The sequence below is a fragment of the Thauera sp. GDN1 genome, assembly GCF_029223545.1.
Classification (GTDB): Bacteria; Pseudomonadota; Gammaproteobacteria; order Burkholderiales; family Rhodocyclaceae; genus Thauera.
Genome location: NZ_CP097870.1, coordinates 167,749 through 193,972, shown reverse-complemented (window position 1 = coordinate 193,972; position 26,224 = coordinate 167,749). Strand labels below are relative to the sequence as shown.

Below are 26,224 nucleotides of genomic sequence, written 5' to 3'. Positions count from 1 at the left end.
CCGCGACCCTCCCGCCGCGACCCTAGGACGCGCGGTAGGCGCCGATGGCGATGCCGAAACGGGCGATCTTGTCGTACAAGGTCTTGCGCGGCACTTGCAGGCGCTCGGCAGCCGCACCGACGTCGCCGCCGCATTCGCGCAGGGCGTTGTCGATCAGCACCTGCTCGAAGGCGGCGACGCGCTGCGCCATGCCGGCGCCGGCCTCGGCGGCGATCTCCGCCCCCGGCCGCCACACCCCGAGCACGAAGCGGTCGGCGACGTGCTGCAGCTCGCGCACGTTGCCCGGCCAGTCCTGCGCCATCAGCCACTCGAACAGCGCCGGGGTACGCTCGGGCAACGGACGGCGGAAGCGCTCCGCGGCCTGCAGGCAGAAGGCGTTGAACAGCAGCGGGATGTCCTCGCGGCGCGCGCGCAGCGGCGGCAGCGGGATCGTCACCACGTTGAGCCGCCAGTAGAGGTCGGCACGGAAGCGCCCGGCCTCCGCCTCGGCCTTGAGGTCGAGCTTGGTGGCGGCCACCACCCGGCAGTCCACCGGCAGCAGGCGGTTGGAGCCCAGACGCTCGACCACGCGCTCCTGCAGCACGCGCAGCAGCTTGGCCTGCAGCGGCAGGGCCATGCCCTCGATCTCGTCGAGGAACAGGGTGCCGCCGTCGGCGTGCTCGATCTTGCCCGCGCGGCTGCGGGTGGCGCCGGTGTAGGCGCCGGGCTCGACGCCGAACATCTCGCTCTCGAACACGCTCTCGGGCAGCGCGGCGCAGTTGATGGCGACGAAATGGCCGCCGCGCCGCCGCCCGCCGGCGTGCAGCGCGCGCGCCACGCATTCCTTGCCGGTACCGGTCTCGCCCTCGATCAGCACGTCGACGTCGGTGTCGGCGAGCTCGGCGATCAGCCGCCGCACCCCGGCCATCGCCGCGCTGTCGCCGATCAGGCCGTCGCCGCCGTCGGCCCGCGCCAGGCGCGCGCGCAGCGCGCGGTTCTCCAGCACCAGGCGGCGCTTCTCGATCGCGCGCCCGACGACCTCGACCAGGTGCTCGGGGGCGAAGGGCTTTTCGATGAAGTCGTAGGCGCCGGCGCGCATCGCCTCCACCGCCATCGCCACGTCGCCGTGGCCGGTGACCAGGATCACCGGCAGGTCGGGGTCGATCTCGCGCGCGCGGCGCAGCAGGCCGATGCCGTCGAGCCCGGGCAGGCGCACGTCGGTGACCAGCACCACCGGCCGCCCCGTGCCGAGTTCGGCGAGCACCGGCTCGGCGCGATCGAAGTCGCGCACGCCGATGTCGGCGAGCGCGAAGGTCTGGCAGCCCGCGGCGCGGACCGCGTCGTCGTCCTCGACATAGAGGACGTGGATGGTGTCGTGGCTCATGTTTCCTGCGCTTCTTCGGATTCGGATGCCGCCGGCCAGCACGCGCGCACCAGCGCGCCGCCGCCCGGGCGCTCGGTGATCTCCAGCCGCCCGCCGGCGGATTCGACGAGGTCGGCGACGATCGACAGGCCCAGGCCCAGCCCGTGGCCGAGCGGCTTGGTCGAGTAGAAGGGCTGCAGGATACGCGCGCGCAGCTCGGGCGCGATGCCCGGGCCGTCGTCGGCGACCTCGAGGCAGAGCAGGCCGTCGCGTGCGCAGGTGCGCAGCTCGATGCGCCCCGCGCCGCGGCCGGCGAGCGCATCGAGCGCATTGCCGACGAGGTTGGACAGCACCTGCTCGAGGGCCTCGGGGGGCAGCGGCAGGCTGAGCCCGGCGTCGTCGAACGTCAGCTCGACGCCGGCCGCCGCCAGGCGCTCGCGGAACCAGCCCGCCACCACCTGCATCGACTGCGCCGCCGGCGCCTGGCCGCCCGCACCGCGGCGGCGCGAGGCGAAGACCTTGAGCTGGGCGGTGAGCCGCGCCATGCGCTCGACCAGGCCGATGATCTGGCCGAGATTGTCCTTGAGCGGCTCCAGCCGGCCGCGCTCGAGGAAGGTCAGGGCGTTGCCGGCGAAGCTGCGCATCGCCGCCAGCGGCTGGTTGATCTCGTGGGCCACGCCGGCCGCCATCTGGCCGAGCGCGGCGAGGCGGTTAGCCTCGATCAGCGCGCGCTGGGCGCCGCGCAGCTTGTGCTCGGCGGCCACGCGCTCGACGACCTCCTGCTGCAGGCGGCGGTTGCTCGCCGCGAGATCGGCGGTGCGCTCGGCCACCGTACGCTCGAGCGCGGCTTGGGCGCCAAGGCGCTCGCGCAGCCGGCGCGCGCGCTGCGCCCAGTACAGCGCCACCGCGGCGACCACGCACAGCAGCAGGCCGGCGCCGGTGGCGGACCACACCGCGGCGGCATGGGCCGGCGTGGTGTCGAGCAGCATCAGCATGCGCCAGTCCAGCCAGTCGAGGGCGCGGCTGCCGACCACGAACTCGCGGTCGCCGATCGTCGCCCGCCCCGCCTCGTGCCAGACCAGCGGCAATGGGGCCAGGGCCTCGGTGTCGTACTGCCGCGTCTGCACCAGTTCGGCACGCGAGGCGGCGGAAAGCGCCGACAGCGCCCCGAACTTCCACGCCGGATTCGAGGACAGCGCCACCACGCCGTGGCGATCCACCACCATCACCGATTCGCCGCTCTCGGCCCAGGTGCGTTCGAGCTGGGTGAGCTCGACCTTGACCGCGAGCACCCCGGCCACCGCTGCCGCATTGCGCACCGGATGGGCGATGAAGAAGCCGGGCACGCGGGTGGTGGCGCCGACGGCGAAGAACTTGCCCGCGCCGCCTGCGAGCGCGGCGCGGAAATAAGGGCGGAAGGCGTAGTTCTCGCCGACGAAGGAATCCGCGCGCCGCCAGTTGCTCGCCGCCAGCGTGTCGCCGTCGGGGCCGATCAGGTACAGCATGGCCGCGCCGGTGCGCGCATTGACGTCCTCGAGCAGGGCGTTTGCCTGCGCGCGCAGGCCGGCATCGTCGGGATCGGCGAGCAGCGCCGGCAGCACCGGATGGCGGGCGAGCACCGCAGGCAGGCTCTCGAAGCGCAGCAGCTCGGCATCGAGGCTGGCCGACAGCAGGGCGAGGCGCTGGCCGGCGTGACGCGCGATGTCGTCGACGCCGGCGGCGAGCCGCCACGCGTGCACCGCCCACAGCAGGGCGACGGCGAGCGCGAGCGGCACCAGCACGCGCAGGGCGCGAAGCACGGGACGGCGCGATTCGCGGTTCATCGTGTCGCGCTCAGTGCGCCACCGCCGTGGGACACACGCGCAGCTCGGTGACGCCGCCGTCGGAAGGCAGCAGCGCGGACAGCGGCACGCATGGCCGGCCGGCCTCGCACCACTCGTAGTCGGCGGTGTGCTCCGAGCGCGTCAGGCGCAGCAGCGCATGGCGGGTGCGCGGATGCCAGGTCCACGCCCCGTCACGCAGCACCGCGCCCGCGGCCGGCTCCATGCCGGCGCCGTGGCCGCGCACGCGCACGGTGTCGAGCACCAGCTCCCGGCCCTCCACCCGCCACGCCTCCTCCCAGCGCACACGCTCGATCGAATGCGTCCACGCCAGCGTGAAGCTGCTGGCGGCGACGGTCGCCGTGGCGAGGGCGGTGGCAAGGCAGAGTGCCATCAGACGGTGAGCGCCTGCACGTTGCGCGAGCGCCAGATGTGCCAGCCCATGACCAGCGCGGCGAGGCCGAAGCCGATCTCGTCGGTGATCGGCAGCGCGATCACCAGCATCGACGCGGCGACGAAGGCGAGCACGCGCTCGAGCGGGTTCATCGGCGAGCGGAAGTGGCCGACCACCGCGGTGCCCCACAGCGTCACCGCGAGCAGGGCCTTGAACACCACGTACAGGGTCGCGGCCACGCCCTTGTCCCCCTGCAGCATCAGCTCGGGCGCATACACCGCCATGTAGGGCACGACGAAGCCGGCGATGGCGATCTGCACCGCGCGCACGCCGATCTTGAGCCCGCTCTCCTTGGCGATCGGCGCCGCGGCGAAGGCGGCGAGCGCGACCGGCGGGGTGAGGTCGGCCATGATCCCGAAATAGAACACGAACATGTGCGAGACGATCAGCGGCACGCCGAGCTCGAGCAGCGCGGGTGCGGCGATCGAGCTGGTGATGATGTAGTTGGGGATGGTCGGGATGCCCATGCCGAGCACCAGGCAGGTGAGCATGGTCAGCAGCAGCGACACGAACAGGCTGTCGTCGCCGATCTGGATGATGTAGCCGGCGAAGGCGGTGGCACCGCCGGTCAGGGTCAGCGAGCCGATGATGACGCCCACCAGCGCGCACGCCACGCCCACCGGCAGCGCGTGCAGCGCGCCCTCGACCAGCGCCTTCACCGCCAGGCGCAGCGTGCTGCGGCCGTCGGCGCGCGGCGCCAGCAGCACCGCGAGCACGGCAACGACCGCCACCACCGCGATGATGCCGACCTTGGCGAAGGCCGAGCACGCCAGGCCGAGCGCGATCCAGAACAGCAGGCGCAGCGAGGTGCCGTTGAGATGGCGCGCGAGCGCGCTGCCGAACAGCAGCACCACGGTCAGCGCGAGGCCGACCATGCCGGCGAACATCGGCGTGAAGCCGGCGAACAGCAGGTACACCAGCCCGGCCAGCGGCAGCAGCAGGTACCAGCGTTCGCGGATCGCCACCCACGGGTCGGGGCACTCGGACTTCGGCAGCCCCTTCAGGCCGGCACGCCCGGCCTCCAGATGCACCATCCAGAACACGGTGAAGAAGTACAGCAGGGCCGGGATGGCCGCGGCCTTGGCGATCTCGACGTAGGGCACGTTGATCGTCTCGGCCATGATGAAGGCCACGGCGCCCATCACCGGCGGCATGATCTGGCCGCCCATCGAGCTGGTGGCCTCGACCGCGCCGGCGAAGGCCGGCGTGTAGCCGAACTTCTTCATCAGCGGGATGGTGAACTGGCCGGTGGTGACGACGTTGGCCACGCCCGAGCCGTTGATCGTGCCCATCAGGCCGGAGGACACCACCGCGACCTTGGCCGGACCGCCCTTGGTGTGGCCGACGGTGCCGAGCGCGAAGTTGGTGAACAGGTCGATCATGCCCGCCTGCTCGAGGAAGGCGCCGAACAGGATGAACAGGAAGATGTAGGACGAGGACACATAGGTCGGCGTGCCGTAGATGCCCTCGGTGCCGAAGGCGAGCTGGCTCACCACCTGGTCGAGGCCGTAGCCGCGGTGGGCGAGGTCGCCCGGGAGGTACTCGCCGAACAGGGCGTAGGCGAGGAAGCCGAGGCAGATCATCGGCAGCGCCAGCCCCATGATGCGGCGCGCGGCCTCGAACACCAGCACCAGCGTGATCACGCCGACCACCATGTCGGCCTGCGTCAGCTCGCCGGCGCGCTGCACCAGGTCGGCCTCGTAGATCCAGTGGTAGCCCGACAGCAGCAGCGCGCCGAAACCGATCGCCTTGGTCAGCACGCTGGTGCGCCCCTGCCCGCCCTGCCAGGGATGGAGCAGGAAGGTCAGCAGCAGCAGGAAGCCGACGTGCAGCGCACGCACGACGGTGCTCGACAGCGGGCTGAAGGCCGAAGTGACGAGCTGGAAGACCGAGAACAGGATCGCGCTGTAGAAGACGACGCGCAGCATGCCCTTGCCGGCTTCGGCGGCAGGCGAATGGACGGAGGAGCTCATGGCGGTTCCGGAACGGGGACGGCGGCTGGGCCGCCCGGGCGGACGAAGGCGCGCCCGGGCGAGGGGGTGAAGGGCTTACTTGACCAGGCCCTTCTCGCGGTAGAACTTCTCCGCGCCCGGATGGAGCGGGATCGGCAGGCCGTCGGTGGCCTTCTCAAGCTTGATCTGGCGGCCGGCGGAGTGCGAATTGCCCAGACGCTCGAGGTTCTCGAAGATGCCCTTGGTCATCTGGTAGGCGACCTCGTCGGACACCTTCGCGTGGGTCACCAGCAGGTTGTTGATCGCCACCGTCGGCACCTCGGCGCTCTGGCCCTCGTAGGTGCTGGCCGGCACCACCGCCGGACGGTAGGCCGGATCACCGACCTTGGCCACGACCTCGGCCGGCACCGGGACGAAGTTCACCTTGACCGCGGCCGACAGGTCGCGCAGCGCCGCCACGCCGAGGCCGGCCGACTGCAGCGTGACGTCGATCTGGCGGTTCTTCATCAGCTCGACCGACTCGCCGAAGGGCAGGTACTCGACCTTGGCGAAATCCTCGTACGACAGGCCGGCGGCCTTGAGGATCGCGCGCGCGTTGATCTCGGTGCCCGAGCGCGGCGCGCCCACCGAGATGCGCTTGCCCTTGAGGTCGGCGAGCGTCTTCACGTTGGCGTCGGCCAGGGCGACGATCTGGATGTAGTTCGGATACACCGAGGCGATCGCGCGCAGCTTGTCGAGCGGCTTGGTGAAGCCGGCGTCGGCGTTGCCCTTCCAGGCGTCGGAGACGGAGTCGGCGAGCGAGAAGCCGATCTCGCCACGGCCGGCCTGCAGCAGGTTGAGGTTCTCCGCCGAGGCCTTGGTGGCCTGCACCTGGACCTTGCTGTCGGGGATGATATCGCCATAGACCTGCGACAGGGTGACGCCGAGCGGGTAATACACCCCGCTGGTGCCGCCGGTCAGCACGTTGACGAAGGTGGCGGCGGATGCCGCGCCGGTCATCGCCACGAAGGCGGTGCCGAGTGCGCATTTGCGGATCAGGGATTTCATCGAACGCTCCTCCACTTAATAAGTCTTGATTATTTGCCCATCAGCGGACCAACGAACTTTAGCAACTGCCGTGCCACCTGCGCACCACCCTGGTGCTCAGCGTTTTCCCTGATCCTGCGGGCCTTCCCGGGCACATGCCGGCGACTGGCAAGCACCGGCGGCGCGACATCCCGGAACGCATCGCCCACCCTCGTCCGGAAATCCGCACGCTGGCCGACAGCCCGTCCGCGCTGGCTCGCGCAGGTCCCTGCGTGCGCGGCCGCCGCCCCTTCCCGGACGGCCCGGCGATCTGCTACAACCGGAACCCCTCACTCCCGCCGGCAGCCGCGTACCCTCACGCGCCGGGCCGGCTCGCAAAGATGGAAACAGTCGATACCGTGGTGATCGGCGCCGGCGTGGTCGGCCTGGCCTGCGCGCACAGCCTCGCCCGCGCCGGGCATGAGGTCGTGATCGTCGAGCGCGAGACCGCCTTCGGCACCGGCATCAGCGCGCGCAACAGCGAGGTCATCCACGCCGGGCTGTACTACCCGCCCGGTTCGCTCAAGGCGCGGCTGTGCGTGGACGGCCGCCAGCGCCTGTACGCGTGGTGCGTCGAACACGGCGTGAGCCATGCGCGCTGCGGCAAGCTGGTCGTCGCCAGTTCCGCGGCGCAGGCGCCGGCGCTGCAGGCGATCGCCGAACGCGCGCGCGCCAACGGCGTGCATGACCTGCGCCTGATCGAGGCCGACGAACTCGCCGCGCTCGAACCGGCGCTCGCCGCCCACAGCGCGCTGCTGTCGCCCTCGACCGGCATCGTCGACAGCCACGGCCTGATGCTGTCGCTGCTGGGCGAGGCCGAGCGCCACGGCGCCATGCTCGCGCTCGCCAGCCCGGTGCTGGATGGACGGGCGGAGGCCGACGGCATCGTGCTGCGCACAGGCGGCGAGGCCGCGGCCGAGCTCAAGGCGAAATGGGTGATCAACGCCGCCGGCCTGGACGCCCCGGGGCTCGGCCGCGCGATCCGCGCCCCGGCCGCGGCGCAGGCGCCGCAGGCGCATTACGCGCGCGGGGTGTATTTCGGCTATGCGGGCCGGGCGCCGTTCTCGCGCCTGATCTACCCGATCCCGGAACCCGGCGGCCTGGGCGTGCACCTGACCCTGGACCTGGGCGGCCAGGCCAAGTTCGGCCCCGACGTGGAGTGGATCGCCGCCCCCGACTACACGGTGGATGCAGCGCGCGCGCAGGGCTTCGCCCGCGCGATCCGGCGCTGGTGGCCGGCGCTCGACGCCACCCGGCTGCAGCCCGGCTATGCCGGCGTGCGCCCGAAGATCGTCGGCCCGGGCGAGGCCGACGCCGACTTCCGCATCGACGGCCCGGCGGCGCACGGCACGCCGGGCCTGGTGCACCTGTACGGCATCGAGTCGCCCGGCCTCACCGCGGCGCTGGCGATCGGCGAGCAGGTGGCGGCGATCGTCGCCGACGGCGCGCGCTGAACAGGCAGCCGCCGCGATGCGGGGCGGCCGCCGGCAAGGCCTCGGTCGCGTCCTGCCCCGCTCAGGCCGTCACGTAGGCGCGGATGCCCGCGGCGATGAACTCGACGGCCAGCGCCGCGACCACCAGGCCCATCAGCCGGGTCATGATGTTCAGCCCGGTGCGCCCGGCGAGCCGGCTGATCGGCCCGGCCAGGCTGAAGGCCAGCCACACCACGCCGCCCATCAGCACGCCGGCGCCGAGCAGCATCAGCACCGTGCCCGTGCCCTGGTCGGCGTAGATGATCACCGTGCTCACCGCCCCCGGACCGGTGAGCAGCGGGATGGTCAGCGGCACCACCGCGATGTTGGCGCGCTCCGCGGCCTCGTCGGCTTCCTCCGGCGTGCTGCGGCTAGGCGCCGGCTGGGCGTTGAACATCGAGATCGCGACGATGAACAGCAGCACGCCGCCGCCGACCTGCAGCGAGGGCACGGTGATGCCGAAGCCGGCCAGCAGGTACTGGCCGGCGATCGCGGTGACCGCGATCACGATGAAACTCGCCACCGCCGCGGTGCGCGCGGTGCGCCGGCGCTCGAGCGCCGACTGGCCCTGAGTCAGGCCGATGAAGGCCGGGATCGCGCCGAAGGGGTTGATCAGCGCAGCCAGGGTGATGAAGATTTTCGCGAATTCCATCCGTTGTCCTCCCGTCGAGCCGGGAGGATACGCCCCGCCGTCGTCTCGCGTCGCTCAGACTACGTCGCCAGGCCCGCCGGCCGCAAATCGGCATGCGAACCGGGTGGGGGGAACGCGCATCGGCGCAGGCTCAGACCACCCCGTCCGCACGCAGGCGGGCGATCGCCGCCGCGTCCAGACCGAGGGTGGCGGCGAGGATGTCGTCGGTGTGCTCGCCCAGCATCGGCGGCGGCAGGCGGTAGTCGACCGGGGTGGCCGACAGCTTCATCGGACTGGCCACCAGCGGCACCTGGCCGGCGACCGGATGCGGCATCGTCACCTTCAGCCCGCGCGCCTGCACCTGCGGATCGGCGAACACGTCGGCCAGGGTGTTGATCGGGCCGCAGGGCACGGCGAGCGCCTCCAGGGTCGCGATCCACGCCGCGGTAGTGCGCTCGACGGTGAGCTTCTTCAGCAGCGGGATCAGCGTCGTGCGATTGAGCACGCGCGCGCGGTTGGTGGCGAAGCGTTCGTCGGCCGCGAGCTGCGGTGCGCCGGCGGCCGCGCAGAAGCGCGCGAACTGCCCGTCGTTGCCGATGGCGAGGATCATGTAGCCGTCGGCGGTGGGGAAATCCTGGTAGGGCACGATGTTGGGATGGGCGTTGCCCAGCCGCTTCGGGCTCTGCCCGGTGGCGAGGTAGTTGCCGGCCTGGTTGGCGAGGCAGGCCACCTGCACGTCGAGCAGCGCCAGGTCGATGTACTGGCCCTCGCCGCTCTGCTCGCGCCAGGCGAGCGCGGCGAGCACCGCGTTGGTGGCGTACAGCCCGGTGAGGATGTCGGTGAGCGCCACGCCCACCTTCATCGGCCCGCCGCCCTCCTCGCCGTCGGGCCGGCCGGTGAGGCTCATCAGCCCGCCCAGGCCCTGGATCAGGAAGTCGTAGCCGGCGCGCGGCGCGTACGGCCCGTCCTGGCCGAAGCCGGTGATCGAGCAGTAAACCAGGCGCGGATTGACCGCCTTCAGGCTGTCGTAGTCGAGGCCGTACTGGGCGAGGCCGCCGACCTTGAAGTTCTCCAGCACCACGTCCGACTCGGCGGCGAGCCGGCGCACCAGCGCCTGGCCCTCGGCCTGGGTGATGTCGATGGTGATCGAGCGCTTGTTGCGGTTGGCGCACAGGTAGTACGCCGCCACCTCGGTGTCGGCGCCGTGCTCGTCCTTGAGCCAGGGCGGCCCCCAGCCGCGGGTGTCGTCGCCGGCGCCGGGGCGCTCGACCTTGATGACGTCCGCGCCGAGGTCGGCCAGCATCTGCCCGGCCCAGGGGCCGGCGAGGATGCGCGAGAGGTCGAGGACGCGGATGTGCGACAGGGCGCCGGCCATGGCGGTCTCCGGGCGATCAGTTGCTGAACGCGGCGATGCCGGTGATGGCGCGGCCGAGGATCAGGGCATGGACGTCGTGGGTGCCCTCGTAGGTGTTCACCACCTCGAGGTTCACCAGGTGGCGGGCGACGCAGTATTCGTCCGAGATGCCGTTGCCGCCGAGCATGTCGCGCGCGGTGCGGGCGATGTCGAGCGCCTTGCCGCAGGAGTTGCGCTTGACGATCGAGGTGATCTCGACCGGCGCGATGCCCTCGTCCTTCATGCGGCCCACGCGCAGCACCGCCTGCAGGCCGAGGGTGATCTCGGTCAGCATGTCGGCGAGCTTCTTCTGCACCAGCTGGTTGGCGGCGAGCGGACGGCCGAACTGGATGCGGTCCATCGTGTACTGGCGCGCGGTCTCGTAGCAGGCCTCGGCGGCGCCGAGCGCGCCCCAGGCGATGCCGAAGCGCGCCGAGTTGAGGCAGGTGAACGGGCCCTTGAGGCCGCGCACGGTGGGGAAGGCGTTCTCTTCCGGCACGAAGACCTCGTCCATGACGATCTCGCCGGTGATCGAGGCGCGCAGGCCGACCTTGCCGTGGATCGCGGGTGCCGACAGCCCCTTCCAGCCCTTCTCGAGGATGAAGCCGCGGATCTGGCCCTCGTCGTCCTTGGCCCACACCACGAACACGTCGGCGATCGGGCTGTTGCTGATCCACATCTTGCTGCCCGACAGGCTGAAGCCGCCCGGCACGCTGCGCGCGCGGGTGATCATCGAGCCCGGGTCGGAGCCGTGGTTCGGTTCGGTCAGGCCGAAGCAGCCGATCCATTCGCCGCTGGCGAGCCTGGGCAGGTATTTCTGCTTCTGCGCCTCGGTGCCGAACTCGTTGATCGGCACCATCACCAGCGAACTCTGCACGCTCATCATAGAGCGGTAGCCGGAATCGACGCGCTCGACCTCGCGCGCGATCAGGCCGTAGGAGACGTAGTTCATGCCCGCGCCGCCGTACTGCTCGGGGATGGTCGGGCCGAGCAGGCCGAGTTCGCCCATCTCGCGGAAGATCGCGGGGTCGGTCTTCTCGTGGCGGAAGGCCTCCTGCACCCGCGGCAGCAGCTTGTCCTGGCAGTAGGCGCGCGCGGCGTCGCGCACCATGCGCTCGGTCTCGGTGAGCTGCAGGTCGAGCAGCAGCGGATCTTCCCAGTTGAAGCTAGCCTTCGTCGAAGCCATGTCGTGTCTCCTGTCGCGATCGGTTCCGCAGGCGACGGCCTGCGCATGAATCGCATCCTATGAACTCCGAGACCGCCGCTCAAGCGATATTTCTGCAGTAACCTGTGCGCTTCCGGAACTCCGAGGCAGCACTCGATGCGCAAGAAGATCCCCAGCACTGCCGCCCTGCTCGCCTTCGAGGCCGCCGCGCGCCACCAGAGCTTCACCCGCGCCGCCGACGAACTGGCGCTGACGCAGAGCGCGATCTGCCGCCAGATCGCCGGGCTGGAGGACTTCCTCGGCGTGGCGCTGTTCCGCCGCACCCGGCGTGGCGTGCAGCTCACCGAGGCAGGGGTGAGCTACGGCCGCCAGATCGGCCCGCGCCTGGATGCGATCGAACGCGACACGCTGGCGGTGATGGCGCACCACGGCGCCGCAAGCGTGCTCGAACTGGCGGTGGTGCCGACCTTCGCGACGCGCTGGCTGCTGCCGCGGCTGGCCGGTTTCCAGGCGCAGAATCCGGAAGTGGTGGTGAACATGAGCACGCAGACCCGCCCCTTCCTGTTCGACCAGACCGAGTTCGACGCCGCGATCTACTTCGGCGACGCCGGCTGGCCCGGCACCGAGGCCCACTTCCTGATGCGCGAATACCCGGTACCGGTGTGCAGCCCCGCGCTGCCGGGCGTGCGCGCGCAGATGAGTGCGGACGAGATCGCGAGCCTGCCCCTGCTGCAGCAGTCCACCCGCCCCTATGCATGGCGGCATTGGTTCGAGGCCGCGGGGGTGGAGGCGGCGCGCGACATGGCCGGCATGCGCCTGGAGCTGTTCTCGATGCTCGCCCAGGCGGCGATCGAGCGCATGGGCGTAGCGCTGATCCCGCCCTTCCTGATCCAGCACGAGCTGGCCGCCGGCGTGCTGATCACCCCCTGCCCACGCAGCTCCCCGAGCACGCGCGCCTATTACCTGATCGTGCCCGAGCACAAGGCCGAGCGCCCCGCGCTCACGCGCTTCCGCGAGTGGCTAGTGGAGGCGGCGAAGGCGGAGGCCTGAGGGTCTGCGGCGGACGCAGGCCGCGCTCACGAGTTGGCTTCGGGTGGCGGCTGCTCGAACAGGGTCTCGACCACCGGGAACAGCTCGCGCTCCTCGAAGCGCACGTGGTCGATCAGGGCCTGCCCGGCTTCGGCCTCGCGCCGACCCTGCAGCGCCGCCACAAACAGGTCCCGCAGCTGCGCGTGCTCGGCGTTCAGGCGCTGCGCCAGCGCGGCGTGGCCGTGCGCCTCGAGCAGTGGCAGCAGGCCGCGCTCTTCCTCGGCGAAGTGGGCGGCGAGCGCATCGTGCTCGGCGCCCAGCTTGGCCGCGGCACCGCCGGCGAGCAGCTGGCGGCCGAGACGGAGGGCGACGTGGTGTTCGCGCGACAACTGGACGAGACGGGGATGGCGTTTCATGGCGGCTCCTGAACGGGAGACTAGGCCGCCTCGCCCGGATGGCGGCCGACGATCACCACGTGCAGGTAGCGCGGGCCATGGGCGCCGAGCACCAGGCTGCCCTCGATGTCGGTGGTGCCGCTCGCCCCGGTGATGATGTTGACGTTGCGCGGCGGACGCTGGCCGGCGGTGGCCGCGGCGTAGTCGTCGAGATAGGCGAGGATGGCGTCCGCCCGCACCATGACGAGGTGATGGAGCGGCAGGAAGTTGGCGAGGATCGGCGTCTCGGCGTCCGAATGGAAGACGAGCGAGCCGGTCTCGGCGATGCCCCAGCGCGCGGCGCCGACCGCGATGGTCTCGTCCGGCGCCACCCGGTCGTGGAGCTCGAAGCCCGACCAGTCGAGCGCCTGCAACACCGCAGCGGGCTGCAGGGCGACGACCGCCGGCAGCCCGCGCGCCTCGAGGTAGCGCGCGACCGCCGCCGGCAGCGCGGCCGCGTCGGCGATGCGTTCCGCGGTCGCGGCGACCTTGGGGGTCACGAGGCGGGCGACGAAGGCGTCCACCAGATCCTCGGCGAGCAGGGGCGGCCGGATCGCGTCGAGGTCCTGCAGCAGGGCGTCGGCCTCGCGCCGCGCCGCCGCCGGGTCGGTCCTGATGTGGCCGAGGCCCGTCCGTACCGCGTCGAGAATGCTGTCGCGTGCGCTCATCGCCCGCCCTCCTGATCCTTGTACATCTCCATGAAACTGCGCTTGGCCGGTGCGGGGAACTCGCGGTAGGCGGTCCACGCGCCGAGCCCGGGCATGCCGCGCACGACGCCGCCGCGGCTGAACAGGCGCATGACGCGGATCGCCATCGCGGTCGCCAGCCGGTACAGGCGCGGCCGCAGCGCGAAGAAGGTGTGCACGCCGAGGCCGAAGCGGACCACGCCCGGCTCCAGGCCCTCGCGCCAGGAGCGGTCGCGCCAGCCGCGCAGCAGGGTCGGTAGCGGAATGGCCACCGGGCACACCTCCTGGCACTTGCCGTTCATCGTGCACGCGTGCGGCAGGTCGCGTGACTTCTCCAGGCCGTCGAACACCGGGGTCAGCACCGCCCCCATCGGCCCGGGATAGGTGCCGCCATAGACGTGGCCGCCGAGCTGGCGGAACACCACGCAGTGGTTCATGCACGCGCCGCAGCGGATGCAGCGCAGCATCTCCTTCATGCCCTCGCGCAGCATGCGGGTGCGGCCGTTGTCGACCAGCACGATGTGGAATTCCTCCGGGCCGTCGCGGTCGCCCGCCTGCTTCGGGCCGCAGTGGAAGGTGGTGTATTGGGTGACGTCGGCCCCGGTCGCCGAGCGCACCAGCACGCGCAGCATGGCGATCGCGTGGCCCATGCTGGGGACGAGCTTCTCGATGCCGGCGGTGACGATGTGCACCCGCGGCGGCGTGGTGGTGAGCTCGGCGTTGCCCTCGTTGGTGACGGTGCAGGTGGCGCCGGTGTCGGCGAGCAGGAAGTTGGCGCCCGAGATGGCGACGTCGGCGGACAGGAACTTGTCGCGCAGCTCGCGGCGCGCGCTGTCGACCATCGCCTCGATGGTCTCTTCCTGGTGCGGCGCGCGGTGCTGGCGCTTGAACATCTCCGAGACCTGCTCGCGGGTGCGGTGCATCGACGGCCACACGATGTGCGAGGGACGGTCGCCGCCGAGCTGCACGATGTGCTCGGCGAGGTCGGTCTCGACGCGGTCGATGCCGGCTTCGTCGAGCGCATGCGGCAGGCCGATCTCCTCGCCCAGCATCGACTTGACCCGGGTGACGCGCTTCGCGCCCGCTTCCTTGCACAGCCGCACGACGATCTGCGAGGCTTCGTCGGCGGTCGCGGCCCAGTACACCTTGGCGCCGGAGGCGATGGCGTTGCGCTCGAACTCGAGCAGGTAGTGCTCGAGGTTGGCGATGACATGGTCCTTGATGCGCTTGGCGCGGTCGCGCGCGGCCTCGAACTCCGGGAACTGCGTCATCGCCAGCGCACGCTTGCGCTCGGCGGTGCCGGTGGTGCGGTCGATCGCGATCTTCAGCGTCGGATCGGCCAGCGCGCGTTCGGCGCGCGCCTTGAACGACAGCGTGGCCTGCTCCATGGCTCAGCCCTCCTCGCCGATGGCCGGACCATCGGCCATGCCGGCCAGCACCTCGGCGGCATGGTAGGCGCGCACGGCGGAGCCCTTGCGCTTGAGCTTGCCGGCCATGTTCATCAGGCAGCCGAGGTCGCCGCCGAGCAGCAGCTGCGCGCCGCTGCGCTCGATCGCATCGGCCTTCTCGCCCACCACCGCGTTGGAGATCGCCGCGTACTTGACGCAGAAGGTGCCGCCGAAGCCGCAGCACACGTCGTTGCCCTCCAGCGGCTCGAGGGTGAGCCCGGACACCTTGCCGAGCAGGGCGCGCGGCTGGTCGTGCACGCCGAGCTCCCTGAGGCCGGAACAGCTGTCGTGGTAGGTGAAGCTGCCGTCGAGCTTCACGTCGGCGGGCGCGAAGCGCATCACGTCGACCAGGAAGCTCGTCAGCTCGTAGGTCCGTTCGCCAAGCCGGCGCGCGCGCTCGGCCCACGCGGGGTCGTCGGCGAGGGCTTCGGCGTAGTGCGCGCGGGTCATGCCGACGCAGGACCCGGAAGGCGCGACGACGTAGTCGTAGCCTTCGAAGGTCTCGATGAAATGGCGCGCGAGCCTGGCGGCATCGGCGGTGTCGCCGCTGTTGAAGGCGGGCTGGCCGCAACAGGTCTGCGCTGCGGGGACCTCGACCCTGCACCCGGCCGCGCGCAGCAGCTTCAGCGCGGCGAAGCCGATGCTCGGACGCATCGCATCGACCAGGCAGGTGACGAAGAGGGCGACTCGGGGAGACGACGGAGGGCTCGATACGCTTCGATCAGTGCTCATGGGAGTCAATCCTGTGAAATTGTCCTTCCGGTTGTCCAAGCGCGATCCATGCACTTCGCAGTCCGCCCCCGGCGGGGCGGCAGTGGCCGCGGACGACATCCGCGGCCACCGGCTGCACTACGCGGGGGCGCTGCGCACGGACCTGCCCTCCATCTCAGTCGTTCAGCGCACCCAGCACCTCGTCGAGCATCTTGCGCGCGTCGCCGAACAGCATGCGGTTGTTCTCCTTGTAGAACAGCGGGTTGTCCACCCCGGCATAGCCCGAAGCCATGCTGCGCTTCATGACGATGGAGGTGCGCGCCTTCCACACTTCGAGCACCGGCATGCCGGCGATCGGGCTGCCCGGGTCTTCCTGGGCGGCCGGGTTCACGATGTCGTTGGCGCCGATGACGATGGCGACGTCGGTGTCCGGGAAGTCCTCGTTGATCTCGTCCATCTCGAGCACGATGTCGTAGGGCACCTTGGCTTCGGCGAGCAGCACGTTCATGTGTCCGGGCATGCGGCCCGCCACCGGGTGGATGGCGAAGCGCACGGTCACGCCCTTGTCGCGCAGGATCTTGACGATCTCGCACACCACGTGCTGGGCCTGCGCCACCGCCATGCCGTAGCCCGGCACGATGACGACGCTCTTGGCCTCGCGCAGCAGCTCGGCGGTCTCGACCGCGCTGATCGGCTGCACCTCGCCGGCCGGCTCGGCGCCCGCCGCCGCGGCCGAGGGCGCGCCGCCGCCGGTGCCGAAGCCGCCGGCGATGACGCTGATGAAGTTGCGGTTCATCGCCCGGCACATGATGTAGGACAGGATCGCGCCGGAGGAACCCACCAGCGCGCCGACCACGATCAGCAGGTCGTTGCTGAGCATGAAGCCGGTGGCCGCAGCCGCCCACCCGGAGTAGCTGTTGAGCATCGACACCACCACCGGCATGTCCGCGCCGCCGATCGCCATCACCATGTGCACCCCGAAGGCGAGCGCGATCACGGTCATCACCAGCAGCAGCGTCATGCCGGCGCCGGTCGAGTGCGTGTTCAGGAACCAGTTGCCGAACAGGATCACCAGCACGAGGCCGATCAGGTTGAGGATGTGGCGCGCCGGCAGCAGCAGCGGCTTGCCGCCGATCTTGCCCGAGAGCTTGCCGAACGCGATCAGCGAGCCGGAGAAGGTGACCGCACCGATGAAGATGCCGATGTAGATCTCCACCTCGTGGATGGTCTTCTCGGCGGCGGTGGGGAACACGATCGAGGTGTCGATGTAGCTGGCGAAGCCCACGAGGCAGGCGGCCAGGCCCACCAGGCTGTGCATCAGCGCGACGAGCTCGGGCATCTGCGTCATCTGCACCGTCTTGGCGGCGTAGAGGCCGACGCCGGCGCCGATCAGGAGCGCGACGATGATCCACGGGACGCCGCTCAGGGAGACCTGCGGGCCGAACACGGTGGCGAGCACCGCGAGCGCCATGCCGATCATGCCGAACAGGTTGCCGCGGCGTGCGGTCTCGGGGTGGGCGAGCCCGCCCAGGCTGAGGATGAAGAGGATGGTGGCGCCGATATACGAGACAGTGGCCATGCTTGAGGTCATTGTCGTCTCCTTACTTGCGGAACATCGCCAGCATGCGACGCGTCACCGCGAAGCCGCCGAACATGTTGACGGCCGTGAGCGCGAGCGCGAAGAAGGCCAGGAACAGGATCAGCCCGTCGGGGCGGTCGGCCGCGCCATCGCCCAGCGGCGGCGCCACCTGCACCAGCGCGCCGATCGCGATGATCGACGAGATCGCGTTGGTCACGCTCATCAGCGGCGTGTGCAGCGAGGGCGTGACGTTCCACACCACCATGTAGCCGACGAAGCAGGCCAGCACGAACACCGTGAAGTGCGACAGGAAGCTGGCCGGCGCGTACAGGCCGACGAGCAGGAACAGCAGCGCACCGACACCGAACACGATGGCCAGCGACTTCACCGACATCGGCTCGCCGGCGCCGTGGCCGTGGCCCTTGGGCGCGGCGATCGGCGTGGCGGCGGCCTTGGGCTTGGCCGGCGCGGCCGGCAGCTTGGGCGGCGGCGCCGGCCAGGTGAGCTCGCCGTCCCGGATCACGGTGAGGCCGCGGATCGCGTCGTCCTCGAAATTGACGAGGATGTTGCCGTCCTTGGCCTTGCACAGTTCCTCGGCCAGGCGCAGCAGGTTGTTCGAATACAGCGTGGACGACTGCTTGGCCAGGCGGCTGAGCAGGTCGGTGTAGCCGATGATGGTCACGCCGTGGCGCACCACCGCCTCGCCGGGCACGGTGAGTTCGCAGTTGCCACCCTGCTCGGCCGCGAGGTCGACGATCACGCTGCCCGGCTTCATGCTCTGCACCATCTCGGCGGTGATCAGCTTGGGGGCCGGCTTGCCCGGGATCAGCGCGGTGGTGATGATGATGTCGACTTCCCGCGCCTGCTGCGCGTACATGGCGCGCTGCGCCGCCTGGAAGCCCTCGCTCATCACCTTGGCGTAGCCGCCGCCGCCCGAACCCTCTTCCTCGTAATCGACCTTGACGAACTCGCCACCGAGCGAGACCACCTGGTCGGCGACTTCGGCGCGGGTGTCGTTGGCGCGCACGATGGCGCCCAGGTTGGCCGCGGTGCCGATGGCGGCGAGACCGGCCACGCCGGCGCCGGCGATGAAGACCTTGGCCGGCGGGATCTTGCCGGCGGCGGTGACCTGGCCGTTGAGGAAGCGGCCGAAGGCGTTGGCGGCCTCGATCACCGCCCGATAGCCGCTGATGCCGGCCATCGAGGTCAGCGCGTCCATCTTCTGCGCACGGCTCAGCTGGCGCGGCAGACAGTCGATGGCGAGCACGGTGGCGCGCCTGGCCTGCAGCGCCTGCATCAGTTCGGGGTTCTGCGCGGGCCACACGAAGCCGATCAGCGTGGCGCCTTCGCGCAGCAGGCCGACCTCTTCCAGGGTGGGCGGACGCACCTTGAACACGATGTCCGCACGCCCCCACACCTCGGCCGCACTCGGCAGCACCTCGGCCCCGGCAGCGCGGTAGTCGTCGTCGGCGAAGTTCGCCGCCTCGCCCGCACCGCTCTCGACCGCCACCTCGAAACCGAGCTTGGCGAGCTTCTGCACCACCTCAGGCACGGTGGCGACGCGCTTCTCGCCTGCCGCACTCTCGCGCGGAACTCCAATCAACATCTGATGTTCTCCTTCATTGGTTATCCCTGTGACGGGGCGCGGCGCTCGAACGCCCCTGCCCCGTGCATGCCACAAGCGATGCACGGCGAGGCCGGGCCCCGGCGTGCATCACGGCAAATCGTTTCGTGGATCAGCGTGACCAGCATACGGCATCCGGATGCTCCGACCGGATGGCCGATCGCGCCGCCAGTGACGTTGATCGTGCCGGCACCCCGGCACGGGTCCTTGCTGACCGCGCATTGCGGCGCGGCGAAGGCTTCATTGATCTCCGTCAAAGCGAGATCGTCTCCGGTCCACCCCGCTTTCTGCAAGCACAACTTGGAAGCGGGCACCAAATTGGTGCCCGGGATGGCCGGCGCGAGCGCGGCGAAAGCATGGGTGGCGATGCCGGCGCGCGGGGTCGGGCCGAGCGCCTGCGCCCTGCCCGCACACCGCAGTTGCCGCGGTCGGCGCGCGGCTCAGGGGTAGTCGAGCTCGGGGCCGGCCGGCACGATGCCGCTGGGATTCAGCGCCCTGATCGAGTAATACCCGGCCTTGATGTGGTATGCACGCACACTCCCGGCGAATGCGGGGATCGCCAGCAGGCGGCGGAAATAGGCCATCACGTTGCCGTAGGCCGAGAGCGGGCGCAGGTTGCACTTGAAGAGCGCGTAGTACGCCAGGTCGAAACGGGCCAGGGTGACGAAGGCGCGGATGTCGGTCTCGGTGAGTCGGTCGCCCGCCAGCCACTGGGCGCTAGCCAGCCGGGCGTCCATCCATGCCAGGCAGTCGAAGACACGCTGGACCGCCTCGTCGTAGGCGGCCTGGGTGGTGGCGAATCCGGCCTGATAGACGCCGTTGTTGAAGTCCGCGTACAGGCGCGCGTTGGCGGCCTCGATCGCGTCGACGTGCGCGGCCGGCCGCAGGTCGATCGGGTTTCGCGCCAGGGTGCCGAAATCGGCATTCAGGATCTGCAGGATGTCGGCCGACTCGTTGTTCACGATGGTGCGCCGCGACCGGTCCCAGAGGACAGGTACCGTGGCCCGCCCGCTGTAGGCGGGATCGGCGCGGGTATAGAGCTCGTGCATGTAGCCCGCACCATTGAGGTCGTCGACATCGGAGCCGAGTTCGCCGCTGAAGGCCCAGCCCTGCTCGGTGAGGCGCGGGTCGAGGACGCGGACCTCGATCACGTCCTCGAGCCCCTTCAGCCGCCGCGCGATCAGCGTCCGGCACGCCCATGGGCAGATGTAGGCCACGTACAGCACGTAGCGCCCGCGCTCCGGCGTGAAGCCTTCGGGGCTATCCGCCGCGATCCGGTGCCGGAAGCCCGAGGCCTGGCGGATGAAGCGGCCTTCGTCATCGCTCGCCTGCACCGGTTGCCACTTTTCCACCCATCGTCCATTGACCAGCATGCTGCGCTCCTCGTGCTTCGATCGACCCTTGCGTGGGCGACAAGGTAGCCGCGCGCGCGATGCGGAAAAAGGCCCTCGCCGGGGATGCAGTGTTCCACCCGCCGCAACGAAGGGGCGGCGGGGCGGTGCGCGTCACCAGCCGGGGCGCGGGCGGGCGAAGTGCTCGGCGAGGAACTCGACCAGCGCGCGCACCTTGGGCGGGACGAACTTGCGCGTGGGGTAGAGGGCATAGATGCCCAGGGTGACGGAGCGATACGCGGGCATCAGCTCCACGAGGGTACCGGCGGCCAGATCGTCGGCGACCAGGAAACCGGGCTGCAGGATGACGCCCTGGTCGGCGAGCGCCATCGCCCGGCAGGTGTCGCCGCTGTTGGTGTGCATCGATGGCTTCGTGCGCACGCTCACCCGCCCGTCCGGCCCCTCGAACTGCCACTCGTCGCCGCCCGACCAGTAGCTGTAGGCGATGACGGCGTGGCGGGCGAGCTCGGCCGGCGCGCTCGGCGTGCCATGCGCCGCCAGGTACCGGGGCGAGGCGCACAGCACGATGCGGGTGCGGGCGAGCTGGCGGCACACGAGGGTCGAGCTCGGCAGCGCGGCGATCCGGATCGCCATGTCGAAGCCTTCCTCGACGAGATCGACGGTGCGGTCGGAGAGCGTGATCTCGAGCCTTACCTGCGGATGAAGCTCGCAGAACGCGCCCCAGAGCTGGGCGAGATGGCGGATGCCGAAGGTCACCGGCGCATTGACGCGCAGCAGCCCGCGTGCCGCGCCGCTGCGCGAATGCAGTTCGGCCTCGGCCTCCTCGAGGCCCGCGAGCAGCTCCCGGCTGCGCGCGTAGAAGCGCTCGCCGTCCTCGGTCAGCGACAGGCGTCGGGTCGTGCGATGCAGCAGGCGGACGCCCAGCCGCCTCTCCAGCTCGCTCACATAGCGCGAGGCTGCCGCCTTCGACATCCCGAGCGCGTCGGCGGCACTGACGAAGCTGCCGGCATCGACCACCGCACAGAAGGTCTGCATCTCGACGAAGCGGTCCATTGTCTCTCTGTATGGAACAGTGTCTGGTTCAGAAGCCTGTTTATCCCAAGCCGGGCGCGCCGTAAAGTGCCATCCATGCTCAGCCGGTCGCCACCGAAAGTGAAGCACCCGATCGATGACGGCCCGAGATTGCGGAGAATTCACATGCACACCCTTCCCACCCTTTTCGTCTCGCATGGCGCGCCGACCTTCGCGCTCGAACCCGGCCTCGCCGGCGCCGGGCTCGCCGCGCTCGGCCGCCGGCTGCCGCGCCCGGCCGCGGTGCTGGTGGTGTCGCCGCACTGGATGACGCGGCAGCCGCAGGCGACGCTGTCGCTGCGCCCGGAGACGATCCACGATTTCGGCGGCTTCGATCCCGCGCTCTACCGCCTGCGTTATCCGGCCCCCGGCGCGCACCTGGCGGCGCGGCGGGCGCTGGAGCTGCTGCAGGCGGCGGGCCTTCCCGCCACGGCCGATGCCGAGCGCGGGCTGGACCACGGCGCCTGGGTGCCGCTGATGCATCTGTACCCTCAGGCGGACGTGCCGGTGTTCCAGGTTTCGCTGCCGGTGTGGCTGGACGCCGACGGCGCCTACGACTACGGCCGCGCGCTCGCGCCGCTGGCGGACGAAGGCGTGCTGATCGTCGGCTCGGGCAGCCTCACCCACAACCTGTACGAATTCCGCCTCGGCGATCCGCACGCGGAGGCGTATGCGGCGGAGTTCGCACACTGGGTGCGCGATGCCGTGCAGGCAGGCGACCACGAACGGCTGCGTCGCGCGCTGGCGAGCGCGCCGCATGCGCGCCGGGCGCACCCCACCGCCGAGCATTACCTGCCGCTGCTGGTGGCGGCCGGCGCGGCGGCGCAAGCCCTGCCCGCGAGCCTCGTCGAGGGCGGCATCGTGCATGGGGTGCTGTCGATGGACTCCTTCGTCTTCGGCAGCGACCTCGCCCCGGACGCGGACGCCGCCGCGAACGCCCCGTCATCGAATCGAGCCTGAACATGTCCGCCCAAGACCTCGTCGTCCATACGCCCTCGGCCCCCGCCGCCCGCCTGATCCTGCTGTTCCACGGCGTGGGCTCGCGCCCCGAGGACCTCGTGCCGCTGGGCCGCATCCTCGCCGCGGCGGACCCGGCCGCCTGGGTGGTGAGCGTGCGCTCGCCCGACGCCTGCGACCTCGGCAGCGGCTGGCAATGGTTCTCGGTACGCGGCGTCACCGAGGACAGCCGCCCCGCCCGCATCGCCGCCGCCATGCCGGCCTTCGTGCGCTGCGTGCGCGACTGGCAGGCGCGAACCGGCGTGGATGCGGCAGCCACCACGCTGCTCGGCTTCTCCCAGGGGGCGATCATGGCGCTCGAGTCCACCCAGTTGCCCGAAAGCTTGGCTGCGCGCGTGATCTCGCTCGCCGGCCGCTTCGCGACGCCGCCGCGCGTGGCGCCGGCAGCGACACGGGTCCACCTGCTGCATGGCGAGCAGGACCCGGTGATCGATCCCCGCTACAGCCTCATCGCCGCCGAGACCCTGCGGGCGCTCGGCGCAGCGGTCACCCTCGAGCTTTTCCCCGACCTCGGACATGGCGTCGACGCCCGCGTCGCCGCCGCGGTGAAGACCCTGGCGAGCTGACTCACCGCCGTCGCCACCACAGGAGCAGGCCCGTCACCGCATGGGTGGCCAGGACGACCCCGGCAACGAAGACCAGGATCATCCACGGCAGACCCCATAGTTCGCCCGTGTGCAGGGGATAGACGTACGCATAGGCGCGCGTTCCCGGATCCAGCTCCGACCACCGGTCCGTCCGGATGTGCTCCCCGCTGTCCGGGTGGAGCCACATCGATGTCAGCCCGTTCGGATGGGGATCGTCCGGCAGCCGCAGCCGGACGCGGAGCGGCCGGTCCGGCCGCGCCGGCACCTGGACGTAACCGACCACTGCATCCGGGAAGGCGGCCCGCGCCCGCGCCACGACCCGCTCGACCACTTCCGCCACAGGCGGCCCCCCGGTTACGGCCGGCGGCAGGGCGGGTGCGGCATCGCCCAGGATGCTTACCGTCCGCGCGAGCGGCGGCCATGCCATGTAGGCACCGGACGCGACCGCACCGAGGACCACCGCCGCGAACACGATGCCGGTGACGCGGTGCCAGTCGAAGACGGCACGATAGGCGCCCGCCGACCACCGGATGGACAGTGCCCGATGCCATCGTTTCGGCCACCACAGGCAGACGCCCGAGACCAGCATCAGCAGATAGGCGAAGGCAGCCAGAGTGAGCGCCGCCCTGCCCGTCTCGCCCGCAAGCAGGTTGCTGTGCAGTGCGAAAAGCACGCCCATCACCCCCTCCGCCTCGTCGCGACGGCCGAGGATCTCGCCCGACGCGGGGTGCAGATAGACGGTTCCCTTCCAGCTTCCCCTCACGTGAGCCTGGAAGGACTCCTGCTCCTCGCGGGGAGGGCGTAGCGTGATGTCCGCATCCGGACCCAGCTCGGCCTTGAGGCGCTCCACCACCGCCCGGTAGTCGACCGAGGAAGCGTCGGGGACGTGGAACAGCGCCCGATCGAGCGCTTCGTCGAGCGGCTCCGCGAGCAGCATGGCGCTGCCGCTCAGGGCCGCGACCAGCAGCACGATGCCGAGACTGAGGCCGAGCCAGCGATGCACCTTCAGCCACAGCCTCCGCGGCCGCTGACGCGGTGCGAAGGCCGATCGCATGCCGGGCTTACCAGGCATGCTTGTAGGTGGCGTGCAGCGTGGCGCCCGATGCGGCGGCATAGGCGACGTTGCCGTACACCCCGGGCGTCACGACGGTCTGGGCGAAGGTGTTGTGATACTGCTTGTCGAGCAGGTTGTTGATGCCGAAGGCGAGCGTCCCCTGCTTGCTGACTTTGTACTGGCTTGCCCAGTCCAGGATGGCGTAATCGTCGATCCGGTTCTGGTACGGGGATGTGCTGGAGGCGGGGAAGCGATCCCGTTCCGCGCTGTAGGCCAGTTGCAGGCGGTTGAACCACTTCGGCGTGGTCTGGTGTTCCAGATACAGGGTCAGCTTGGGCGGGGCGATCGCATCGTTGCCCAGGTAGCCGATCTCGGTACCGGTCGCGGTGTACTTCTTGCCCTCCACCCACGAGAAGGTTCCGCCGCTACGCCAGGTGTCGGAGAAGCGGTGGTCCAGCGTCGCCTCGAAGCCGTAGATCTTCTCCGGAGCGCGAACGATCGGCGCGTTCATGCCGCCCGAGCGCGCGCCGAGATCGTTCTCGCTCCAGAACACGGCCAGGCTCGCTTCCGTGCTGCCCCAGTAGGTGCGCACGCCGATCTCGTAGTTGTCGACCACCTGCGGCTGCGTGTTCAGCGTGGCGAAGGAACTGCCGGCAGGCGCGTTGCGCAGGGTCAGCCCCATGTCGGGCAGGGAGAAGCCCTGGTTGTAGCTGGCGTACAGGTTGATGTGCTCGTCGAGGTCGAACACGGCGCCGATGTTGTAGAGCGTGTCGCTGTAGCGCTTCTCCCCGCCGCCCACCGCGCCGCCGTTGAGGTTCGTGTAGTCGCCGACTTCGACGTCGAACTTCTCGTGGCGCAAACCGCCGCGCAGGATCAGGCGGTCGGTGGCCTGCCACTCGAGCTGGCCGAACACGCCGGTGCTGACGATGTCGTACTCCGGTACCCAGGTCCGTACTTCCCCGGTGCTCTGGAACGTGCGCCCGCCCGAGGCGGCGTAGATCGCAGGGTCGTGGACATAGCCGGACTGGGACGTCGATTCGCGGATATGGTCCGCCCCCCAGCTCATCGTGAGGCCGTGGCGTTCTGAGAGCAGGGTGTCGAACTCCAGGCGGCCGCCGTTCTTCGACGAGTCGATGAAGGACTGGAACAGTTCCGGGCCCGGCTTGGTGCCGTCATGGCGCCGGAACGGGGCGTAGACCGTCTTGTAGTCGCGCGTGAACAGCTGGGCGTGCATCCTGCTGCCCCAGACATCCTCGTTGCGGTAGTCGAGCGAGAGGAGGCTGTTCTCGGTGCCTTCGTTCTTGTCCAGCTCCAGGCCGGAGATGGCACGGGACTTGTGCCCGCGCAAGGGAACCGACGGAACGCCTGGATCGGTGGTGTAGTTGGTGTCCTGGTCGGCCTTGTACGCCTGCGCCGTGAGCTGGATGTGCTGGTCCGCATCGAGCTTGTAGCCGAGCTTGCCGAGCACGCTGTAGCTGCGCGTCTCCGCCAGGCTGCCCTGGTTGGCGCCCGAGGGCGGGATGCGGTCGCCGTCGGCGTCGAAGAACGCACCGGTCTGCTCGGCCGCGACGTTGGCAAGAAACTCCAGATCGTCCTTCGACCCGGAACTGGTGTGGCGAATCGTCGTCCCGAGACTCTCCGAGGGATGAGACAGCGACAGGTTGCCGCCGACCTCGGTGACGTGCGCGACGGGGCCGCTGCCCTTGCGGGTGATGATGTTGACCACGCCGCCGGTGGCGCCGTCGCCATAGATCGCCGTGGCGCCACGGATGACCTCGATGCGCTCCACCGCCGACGGGTCGATCAGCGTGAGGATGCGCGCGCCGTTGCGGTTGGTGCTTTGCGGCACGCCGTCGATGAGGACGTTGATGTTGCGGCCGCGAATGGTCTGCGTGAAGGTGCTCGGCGACTCCCGTCCCAGCCCGAAACCGGGCACCAGCTTGCCGAGGATGTCGCCAAGCCCGCTGCCCGCGCTCACCTGCTGTTCGATCTCTTCACGCCGGACCACGGTGATCGACTGCGGGACGGTATCGATCGTGGCCTCGGAGCGGGTGGCGGTGACCGTCACCGCAGACAGGGAGGTCTCCGGTGCTGGATCCTGCGCGTAGCCCAGCGAGGCGCAGGCGCTCGTGAGCGCAGCGGCGAGGATCTGGTAGGGGAGGTGCGTCGTTCTCGACGCGCACGGCTGCGCCAGCAGAATGGTGCTGTTCATTGTGTCTCTGCACGAAGTAGGTCCTGAGCCAGGCCCTGCGGGCGAATTCCCACAAGACCCATGGAAGACCTGAAGCCGTGCCTTGCAGCCTGCGTGGCCGCTGGGTATGACGATCCAGCTGCCGGC

23 protein-coding genes are annotated in these 26,224 nt (G+C 70.5%); 4 read left to right on the top strand and 19 right to left on the bottom strand.

Translation table 11 applies throughout. The features are described from left to right. Positions 1–22: 22 nt before the first annotated feature. From CKCBHOJB_RS00885 to CKCBHOJB_RS00865, 5 genes are all read right to left on the bottom strand, one after another. Complete coding sequence (locus CKCBHOJB_RS00885) at positions 23–1,363, bottom strand: sigma-54 dependent transcriptional regulator (protein ID WP_281050198.1); 1,341 nt, start codon at positions 1,361–1,363, stop codon at positions 23–25. Further along, a complete protein-coding gene (locus tag CKCBHOJB_RS00880) occupies positions 1,360–3,165 on the bottom strand; it encodes an ATP-binding protein (protein WP_281050197.1) in 1,806 nt (601 codons plus the stop codon). The genes CKCBHOJB_RS00885 and CKCBHOJB_RS00880 overlap by 4 nt, the downstream gene beginning before the upstream one ends. Before the next feature lie 10 nt (positions 3,166–3,175). Continuing rightward, positions 3,176–3,556: a DUF1850 domain-containing protein gene (locus CKCBHOJB_RS00875; protein ID WP_281050196.1), complete on the bottom strand. Its 381-nt coding sequence runs from the start codon at positions 3,554–3,556 to the stop codon at positions 3,176–3,178. After that, on the bottom strand, positions 3,556–5,589 hold the full coding sequence (locus CKCBHOJB_RS00870) for a TRAP transporter permease (protein ID WP_281050195.1): 2,034 nt from the start codon (positions 5,587–5,589) through the stop codon (positions 3,556–3,558). The genes CKCBHOJB_RS00875 and CKCBHOJB_RS00870 overlap by 1 nt, the downstream gene beginning before the upstream one ends. A gap of 75 nt (positions 5,590–5,664) precedes the next feature. Then, entirely contained in the window at positions 5,665–6,615 is a 951-nt protein-coding gene (locus CKCBHOJB_RS00865; protein ID WP_281050194.1) for a TAXI family TRAP transporter solute-binding subunit, read from the bottom strand. A gap of 359 nt (positions 6,616–6,974) precedes the next feature. On the opposite strand from CKCBHOJB_RS00865, the gene CKCBHOJB_RS00860 reads away from it, so the two are divergent. After that, positions 6,975–8,087, top strand: a complete 1,113-nt coding sequence (locus CKCBHOJB_RS00860; RefSeq protein ID WP_281050193.1) for an NAD(P)/FAD-dependent oxidoreductase — start codon at positions 6,975–6,977, stop codon at positions 8,085–8,087. A gap of 61 nt (positions 8,088–8,148) precedes the next feature. On the opposite strand, the gene CKCBHOJB_RS00855 is transcribed toward CKCBHOJB_RS00860, so the two are convergent. The 3 genes from CKCBHOJB_RS00855 to CKCBHOJB_RS00845 form a co-directional block, all read right to left on the bottom strand. After that, positions 8,149–8,757 (bottom strand): MarC family protein, encoded by a 609-nt coding sequence (locus tag CKCBHOJB_RS00855; protein ID WP_281050192.1) that lies wholly within the window; start codon positions 8,755–8,757, stop codon positions 8,149–8,151. Between the two features lie 130 nt (positions 8,758–8,887). Further along, positions 8,888–10,111: a CaiB/BaiF CoA-transferase family protein gene (locus tag CKCBHOJB_RS00850; protein ID WP_281050191.1), complete on the bottom strand. Its 1,224-nt coding sequence runs from the start codon at positions 10,109–10,111 to the stop codon at positions 8,888–8,890. A 16-nt stretch (positions 10,112–10,127) separates the two neighbouring features. Continuing rightward, positions 10,128–11,315: an acyl-CoA dehydrogenase gene (locus tag CKCBHOJB_RS00845; protein ID WP_281050190.1), complete on the bottom strand. Its 1,188-nt coding sequence runs from the start codon at positions 11,313–11,315 to the stop codon at positions 10,128–10,130. A 135-nt stretch (positions 11,316–11,450) separates the two neighbouring features. On the opposite strand from CKCBHOJB_RS00845, the gene CKCBHOJB_RS00840 reads away from it, so the two are divergent. After that, complete coding sequence (locus CKCBHOJB_RS00840; protein WP_281050189.1) at positions 11,451–12,344, top strand: LysR family transcriptional regulator; 894 nt, start codon at positions 11,451–11,453, stop codon at positions 12,342–12,344. A 26-nt stretch (positions 12,345–12,370) separates the two neighbouring features. On the opposite strand, the gene CKCBHOJB_RS00835 is transcribed toward CKCBHOJB_RS00840, so the two are convergent. The 9 genes from CKCBHOJB_RS00835 to CKCBHOJB_RS00795 all read right to left on the bottom strand — a co-directional run bounded on the left by CKCBHOJB_RS00835 (position 12,371) and on the right by CKCBHOJB_RS00795 (position 21,210). Beyond that, complete coding sequence (locus tag CKCBHOJB_RS00835; RefSeq protein ID WP_281050188.1) at positions 12,371–12,739, bottom strand: hemerythrin domain-containing protein; 369 nt, start codon at positions 12,737–12,739, stop codon at positions 12,371–12,373. Between the two features lie 20 nt (positions 12,740–12,759). Next, entirely contained in the window at positions 12,760–13,425 is a 666-nt protein-coding gene (locus CKCBHOJB_RS00830; protein WP_281050187.1) for an LUD domain-containing protein, read from the bottom strand. Continuing rightward, the gene (locus tag CKCBHOJB_RS00825) at positions 13,422–14,831 is read right to left on the bottom strand and encodes a lactate utilization protein B (RefSeq protein ID WP_281050186.1); all 1,410 of its coding nucleotides are present in this window, start codon (positions 14,829–14,831) and stop codon (positions 13,422–13,424) included. Before CKCBHOJB_RS00825 ends, CKCBHOJB_RS00830 begins: the two co-directional genes overlap by 4 nt. A 3-nt stretch (positions 14,832–14,834) precedes the next feature. Then, positions 14,835–15,623 (bottom strand): (Fe-S)-binding protein, encoded by a 789-nt coding sequence (locus tag CKCBHOJB_RS00820; protein WP_281050185.1) that lies wholly within the window; start codon positions 15,621–15,623, stop codon positions 14,835–14,837. A 154-nt stretch (positions 15,624–15,777) separates the two neighbouring features. Then, positions 15,778–17,193 carry a Re/Si-specific NAD(P)(+) transhydrogenase subunit beta gene (gene pntB / locus CKCBHOJB_RS00815; protein WP_281050184.1) on the bottom strand — a complete coding sequence of 472 codons (1,416 nt, stop codon included), beginning with the start codon at positions 17,191–17,193 and terminating at the stop codon, positions 15,778–15,780. A 10-nt stretch (positions 17,194–17,203) separates the two neighbouring features. Further along, positions 17,204–18,787, bottom strand: a complete 1,584-nt coding sequence (locus tag CKCBHOJB_RS00810) for a Re/Si-specific NAD(P)(+) transhydrogenase subunit alpha (protein ID WP_281050183.1) — start codon at positions 18,785–18,787, stop codon at positions 17,204–17,206. 20 nt (positions 18,788–18,807) lie between these two features. Continuing rightward, the gene (locus CKCBHOJB_RS00805) at positions 18,808–19,137 is read right to left on the bottom strand and encodes a hypothetical protein (protein WP_281051732.1); all 330 of its coding nucleotides are present in this window, start codon (positions 19,135–19,137) and stop codon (positions 18,808–18,810) included. Between the two features lie 108 nt (positions 19,138–19,245). Next, on the bottom strand, positions 19,246–20,157 hold the full coding sequence (locus tag CKCBHOJB_RS00800; RefSeq protein WP_281050182.1) for a glutathione S-transferase C-terminal domain-containing protein: 912 nt from the start codon (positions 20,155–20,157) through the stop codon (positions 19,246–19,248). A 153-nt stretch (positions 20,158–20,310) separates the two neighbouring features. Beyond that, the gene (locus CKCBHOJB_RS00795) at positions 20,311–21,210 is read right to left on the bottom strand and encodes a LysR family transcriptional regulator (protein ID WP_281050181.1); all 900 of its coding nucleotides are present in this window, start codon (positions 21,208–21,210) and stop codon (positions 20,311–20,313) included. Between the two features lie 144 nt (positions 21,211–21,354). Between CKCBHOJB_RS00795 and CKCBHOJB_RS00790 the strand changes: the two genes are divergently transcribed. Continuing rightward, positions 21,355–22,188, top strand: coding sequence for a class III extradiol ring-cleavage dioxygenase (locus tag CKCBHOJB_RS00790; protein ID WP_281050180.1), 834 nt, complete (start codon positions 21,355–21,357; stop codon positions 22,186–22,188). A gap of 2 nt (positions 22,189–22,190) precedes the next feature. Further along, the gene (gene ypfH, locus CKCBHOJB_RS00785; RefSeq protein ID WP_281050179.1) at positions 22,191–22,811 is read left to right on the top strand and encodes an esterase; all 621 of its coding nucleotides are present in this window, start codon (positions 22,191–22,193) and stop codon (positions 22,809–22,811) included. 1 nt (position 22,812) lies between these two features. On the opposite strand, the gene CKCBHOJB_RS00780 is transcribed toward ypfH, so the two are convergent. Together CKCBHOJB_RS00780 and CKCBHOJB_RS00775 are read right to left on the bottom strand one after the other, a co-directional pair. Then, positions 22,813–23,886: a PepSY-associated TM helix domain-containing protein gene (locus CKCBHOJB_RS00780; RefSeq protein ID WP_281050178.1), complete on the bottom strand. Its 1,074-nt coding sequence runs from the start codon at positions 23,884–23,886 to the stop codon at positions 22,813–22,815. Between the two features lie 7 nt (positions 23,887–23,893). Then, on the bottom strand, positions 23,894–26,098 hold the full coding sequence (locus CKCBHOJB_RS00775) for a TonB-dependent receptor (protein WP_281050177.1): 2,205 nt from the start codon (positions 26,096–26,098) through the stop codon (positions 23,894–23,896). Positions 26,099–26,224 lie beyond the last annotated feature (126 nt).